Genomic DNA, 5,276 nt, shown 5'->3' with positions numbered 1-5,276 from the left:
ATTCCATTTGCCGCGTATTGAAAAATATCAATCTTAAAATCATGTAAATGAATCAATTAAAAAACTCCCCTCTATTAATATGAAAAAAACTTAGCACATTATAGCAGGGAAGTCTATTTTTAATCTGTAGCAAGTGTTTTAGATGGAACAATGTGGAGCTTTACATGAATCCCAAGCAGTTATCGTATTTTATCCCCTTATAAATTTCCTGATTGGATTATTGAGTTTTATTCTTTTTAAAAAACTTTGGCCAGGACCTCTTTTTACTCTTTTAGGGGGGATGATTAGCTCAATCATCTTTCTAGACAATACATTCTGGCTCTGGATTATTGTGTATACGCTTGTTAGCCTATTAGGGTCAGCGGCAGGAATGGGGATTGAAAAGATAAAATACTCTAAGGTTAAAGTTACACTGAAGGTATTTATCAGCTTGGTCGGAGTACTAATTGCAAGTCTAAGTCTTGTTGTACTATTATTTATAATGGCAATGACCCCTGATAAATCTGAAGAGAGAAAGGTTATGGTAGGCGGAACAATATTTGGAGATGCATTATAATGAGAGCGAATTTGAAATTTACGATGTTTTATATGATAACATGGGTAACTACACTCTATTTGATTATGCAGCGAAAGTTCGTAATTTAAATACCGGTGAAGAATTTTTAGTTTACTATAACGAACAAGCTGGTCAAATGGAGGATACGTTAAAATATGAATTAGAATAAATACCGATGGTTTGTTACTTTAAAATTTCTGTTAGCTATGTCATGTTCGTCAATAAAGTGTTTGTAGAAGACCATGAGTCAAATTCCTCGATAAAGATAAGGAGGGGTTAGGCTTTTTTTATTTCCGAAAATATTGAAATCACTCCATTGGTAAACTATTAGGCAGCAAGTTGTAAATTACAAGGCAGCTGCTGATAAAAACATATCAAAAGTGGTACAAAAAATTATTTCATGTTTGTGAATTCCACCCTTGTTTTTGGAGCGCAAAATTAGTTACGGTATGGCTCAATTTTCCCTCGCTCGCAATTTGCAAATCAAAATAACAATGACAACCAGGATTATCTCAAGCCAGTTATAAATTGCTTGAAAAATAAAGATAACAATGCTTAACTAGTGTATATAGTGATTATGTATTATATACATAGCAAGAAATCAATGGCATTTTCAAAGTTTATTTTAACTATATTTTCAAAGCTTAATGCCAGGTACAATAGATACACGCTTTAATGAAAAGGAGGTATCTGCATGCAAATCATTATTTCTAACAGATCAAAAGAACCTATCTATGAACAGATTTTCAAACAAATTCAGACTAAAATATTGTCAGGTGAACTAAAAGAAGGAGCCGCTTTACCATCAATAAGACAATTGGCTAAAGATTTAAGAATTAGCGTTATCACTACTAAACGGGCATATGAAGAACTGGAGAAAGCAGGGTTCATATACCTAATTGTGGGGAAAGGTTCATTTGTAGCAGAGCAAAATTTAGAGGTTATTCGAGAGAAAAAATTGCAAGTAATTGAAGAGCAATTAAGTGCGGTTATCTCCAATAGTAAGGAAATTGGGTTATCTTATGAAGAATTACAAGATCTATTAAGGTTGTTGTTTGAGGAGTGAGAGGTATGGAAAATGTAATTGAATTTCATGGCGTATCCAAAAGTTTTGAGACGTTCTCTATAGATAATATAGATTTACAGATAAAACAAGGATATACAACAGGATTTATTGGTCCAAACGGATCTGGAAAGTCAACGATGATTAAGTTTATGATGAACTTATTACAACCAGATAAGGGAAAGGTAAGCGTGTTTGGACTGGATTATGCCACCCATGAAAAAGAAATTAAAAACCGGATAGGCTTTGTATACGACAGCAATATATATTATGAATCCCTGAACTTGAAGGATATTAGTAAAATTGTTGCTCCAGCTTATAAACAGTGGGATAATAAGCAATTTAATAAGTACATTAACCAATTTGAGCTGCCTTTAAATAAATCTATTAAAAATTTTTCTAAGGGAATGCAAATGAAAGCTTCTATAGCTATTGCCTTATCACATAATGCGGAATTAATTATTATGGATGAGCCGACCGCAGGGTTAGATCCCACATTTCGCAGGGAATTATTAGACATTTTTCAAGAATTTATGGTAAATGAAGGGAAGAGTATATTTTTTTCAACGCATACTACAAGCGATTTGGAGCGTTTTGCTGATTATATTGTACTGGTTGATAAAGGGGAAATTCTTTTTCATCAACCTATGGATAAGTTACAGGAACAATATGTCTTGGTTAAAGGAAGCACGGATTTGCTTGACAGGGATACGGAAGCGCATTTCATTTACATAGAGGAGTCTCAAGGCATCTTTCAAGCTTTATCAAAAGATGCAGGAGAGGTACAAAAAGTTTTTGAAGATCACGTTGTAATAGAGAAAGCTTCTTTAGATGAAATCATGTTTTATATGAAATCTGCACATAGGAATGGGGGTAATTGATTAATTATAAACATCGTTGGCCGTCATATCTGTTTTTCTCCGCTGCTCTTGATTCTCAGATCATCTAATTACCGGTGTTTGATAAATTTTCCCAAGTAAATAGGACTGCAGAAATAATGAAGATACATTGAAGACTTTAATAAAACATTAAGGTCTTTTTTTGTTAAAAAATGAGAATTTCAGAAAACAGTATTGTGTATACTGGTGATTGAGTATATAATGTATATATTGTATATGGACTATTTGATTGTATAGATACATGGAGGCGGTTATGGTGACAGAAATTAAAGATAAAATTTGGTTAAATTTATCCCAGTGTAATCGTCCGTAAAACTCCCACTTCAAACCTTCAAGTCAGATCGAGAAAGTTTAGGTGGAAGAGAACGGCGCTAACACCTAAGGTTCGTTCAACTTACAATCAGTGGGGAATGAGGAAAAAACCTCATTGATTGAAGATTCACTTTATAAAAGCACTACTCAAAAACATCTAATTTATAATAAGGAGTGAGAACAATAAACAACATAGTCGAATTTAAAAATGTAAGCAAACATTTTAAAGATTTTTCGTTAGAGGATATTGATTTACAAGTAAAAGAAGGCGAAATAACAGGATTTGTGGGAAGCAATGGAGCAGGAAAAACAACTACTATGAAGTTGATGATGAATCTATTGCAACCAGATGCAGGCGAAATAAAGATATTTGGAAAGGATTATACCGGTCATGAAAAGGAAATCAAGGAGCGCATAGGATTTGTCTATGATCGTAATGTCTTTTATGAAAATTTAAATCTAAAGGATATTCGTAAAATTATCAGTCCAGCCTATAAAAATTGGAGTGATAGTCGATTTTATGATTATATCAAGAAATTTGAACTTCCGTTAAACAAGGCGATTAAATCCTTTTCTAAAGGGATGCTGATGAAAACCTCTTTGGCGATGGCATTGTCTCATGATGCTGAATTTATTATGATGGATGAACCGACAGCTGGTTTAGACCCAGTTTTTCGAAGGGAGTTATTGGATATTTTAAAAGAAATGATGGCAGATGGGAGGAGAACGATCTTCTTTTCCACTCATATAACCAGTGATCTGGAACGAATTGCAGACAATATTACATTCATTCAAAAAGGAGAGATTCTTTTCAACGAGTCGATAAGGAATATACAGGAGCGTTATGCATTAGTTAAAGGAAATATCAATCTACTAGATCACGATATTGAAAAGAATTTTATAAGTATGGAACGTTCTTCGACTGGATTTCAAGGAATAACAAATCATGCAGAAAAAGTAAGAGGATTGTTAGGAAATCAAGTGGTTATGGAAGACGTATCCTTAGAAGATATTATGTTTTATACGAAAGGGGCGAGTAAACAATATGTTTAACTTGATAAGAAAAGATTTTGTAATACAAAAAACACAAATACTACTATTTATTCCATTTATTATGTTCTTTGCCATCTTTGCCGATCATATGAGTCCAGCCTTTGTTTTTTTCTTGGCAAGTACATATATACCTTTAAATGGATATATTTATGATGAGCAGGTAGAATCTAATATTCTTCTTAATTCTTTACCATATACGCGAAAAGAGATTGTTGCTGCAAAATATATTGGTGCGCTTGCATATATGATTTTATCAATTGGTATAGCTAGTATCATTCTCTATCTTTTTAACTATGAATTTATGATAAGGGATATATCTATAGCTATAGGGTTATTCTTCATCTTCTCTGCTTTTGCCTTTCCATTGTTTTATATATTAAAGCCTGGTTATATAGGTGCAGTGGTCCTGGTTGGAGTGATTATTACAGCAGTTGTTCTACCACCTTTTTTCCGGTTCCTGGCGGAAAACCTAACTGTGATTACAGATTTTCTTACAAGCTTGTCGACCATAACTCTTTACCTTAGTGGCGCAGTTATCTCAATTATGCTTTATCTGACTTCCTGGATGGTCAGTCAATTTATTTATCAGCGGAAGGTGTTTTAAGTGGGGGGATTACATCATGTCCTTAATATTAGAAACGGACGTTTAACTTTACAACCTTTTAAATAGGAGCATTTAGAATAAAAGATTTAGCAAATAATATAGAAGTAGCGAATATTCTAGGCCTTCCACACCCATACGAATTGAAATATGCTGAGAATTGGATTCCTTGAATTCCCAAGGAACGGAATACGAATATTAATGGCTTCATTTATTGCGTTAAAGGGTATAATATTTTAACTGGAGATCACCAAAATAATGATAACAGAAGAGTGGGAATTATGGATAAGATATTATATAAATTAGCCAAATTGATCGGTAGTAATGAAAAGAAAATAATAATCGGTATTTCGGGTCACGGTGCTTCTGGAAAAACAACATTTGCCAATCATCTGATAGAATTATTGGGACAAGATGATGTGAATTATATTAATACGGACCCTTATATAATTGCCTCTTCTAATATTAGGAAGTATGCTGTTATTAATTATGAATATAAGAATGAATATCATCGTTATAAGATGACAGCCTGTCACCCAGATGCTCATAATATATCAGCTTTAGAACGAGATATACATATGATTAGAGATGGTTTGGACATTTATACATTAGGCGCACACTATATGAAGGGTAATTTAATCTCTTCTCAAAAAAAGATAAATATTATAGAAGCATTCCTGTAATGAAGAAATTTGAGGTTTGAACAAAAAAGAGCCTCTCTGGTATAGTACTGGGTGTCAATGCGCATTGACCCCTAAATTAAAACATACCAAGGAGAGGACTCACCATGAA

The 5,276-nt window shown here is 33.3% G+C and carries 6 protein-coding genes and 1 pseudogene; all 7 read left to right on the top strand.

All coding sequences use genetic code 11. The features are described from left to right. Positions 1 to 142: 142 nt before the first annotated feature. A complete protein-coding gene (locus tag GN217_RS18370; protein WP_156858089.1) occupies positions 143 to 556 on the top strand; it encodes a DUF2651 family protein in 414 nt (137 codons plus the stop codon). Positions 557 to 596: 40 nt separating this feature from the next. Next, on the top strand, positions 597 to 725 hold the full coding sequence (locus GN217_RS19300; RefSeq protein WP_255454424.1) for a hypothetical protein: 129 nt from the start codon (positions 597 to 599) through the stop codon (positions 723 to 725). Between the two features lie 525 nt (positions 726 to 1,250). Then, positions 1,251 to 1,622 (top strand): GntR family transcriptional regulator, encoded by a 372-nt coding sequence (locus GN217_RS18365; RefSeq protein WP_156858088.1) that lies wholly within the window; start codon positions 1,251 to 1,253, stop codon positions 1,620 to 1,622. 5 nt (positions 1,623 to 1,627) lie between these two features. After that, positions 1,628 to 2,500, top strand: a complete 873-nt coding sequence (locus tag GN217_RS18360) for an ABC transporter ATP-binding protein (protein WP_156858087.1) — start codon at positions 1,628 to 1,630, stop codon at positions 2,498 to 2,500. Between the two features lie 513 nt (positions 2,501 to 3,013). Beyond that, positions 3,014 to 3,883, top strand: coding sequence for an ABC transporter ATP-binding protein (locus GN217_RS18355; protein ID WP_156858090.1), 870 nt, complete (start codon positions 3,014 to 3,016; stop codon positions 3,881 to 3,883). Continuing rightward, entirely contained in the window at positions 3,876 to 4,487 is a 612-nt protein-coding gene (locus GN217_RS18350) for an ABC-2 transporter permease (RefSeq protein ID WP_156858086.1), read from the top strand. The genes GN217_RS18355 and GN217_RS18350 overlap by 8 nt, the downstream gene beginning before the upstream one ends. Before the next feature lie 278 nt (positions 4,488 to 4,765). Further along, a pseudogene (locus GN217_RS18345) lies at positions 4,766 to 5,155 on the top strand (phosphoribulokinase); the annotation flags it as partial. Positions 5,156 to 5,276: the final 121 nt, after the last annotated feature.

The organism is Oceanobacillus sp. AG (assembly GCF_009746545.1).
GTDB classification, from domain to species: Bacteria; Bacillota; Bacilli; order Bacillales; family Amphibacillaceae; genus Oceanobacillus; species Oceanobacillus indicireducens.
The sequence above is the reverse complement of the archived record's forward strand: the minus strand, read 5'-3'. Positions and strand labels throughout refer to the sequence as shown.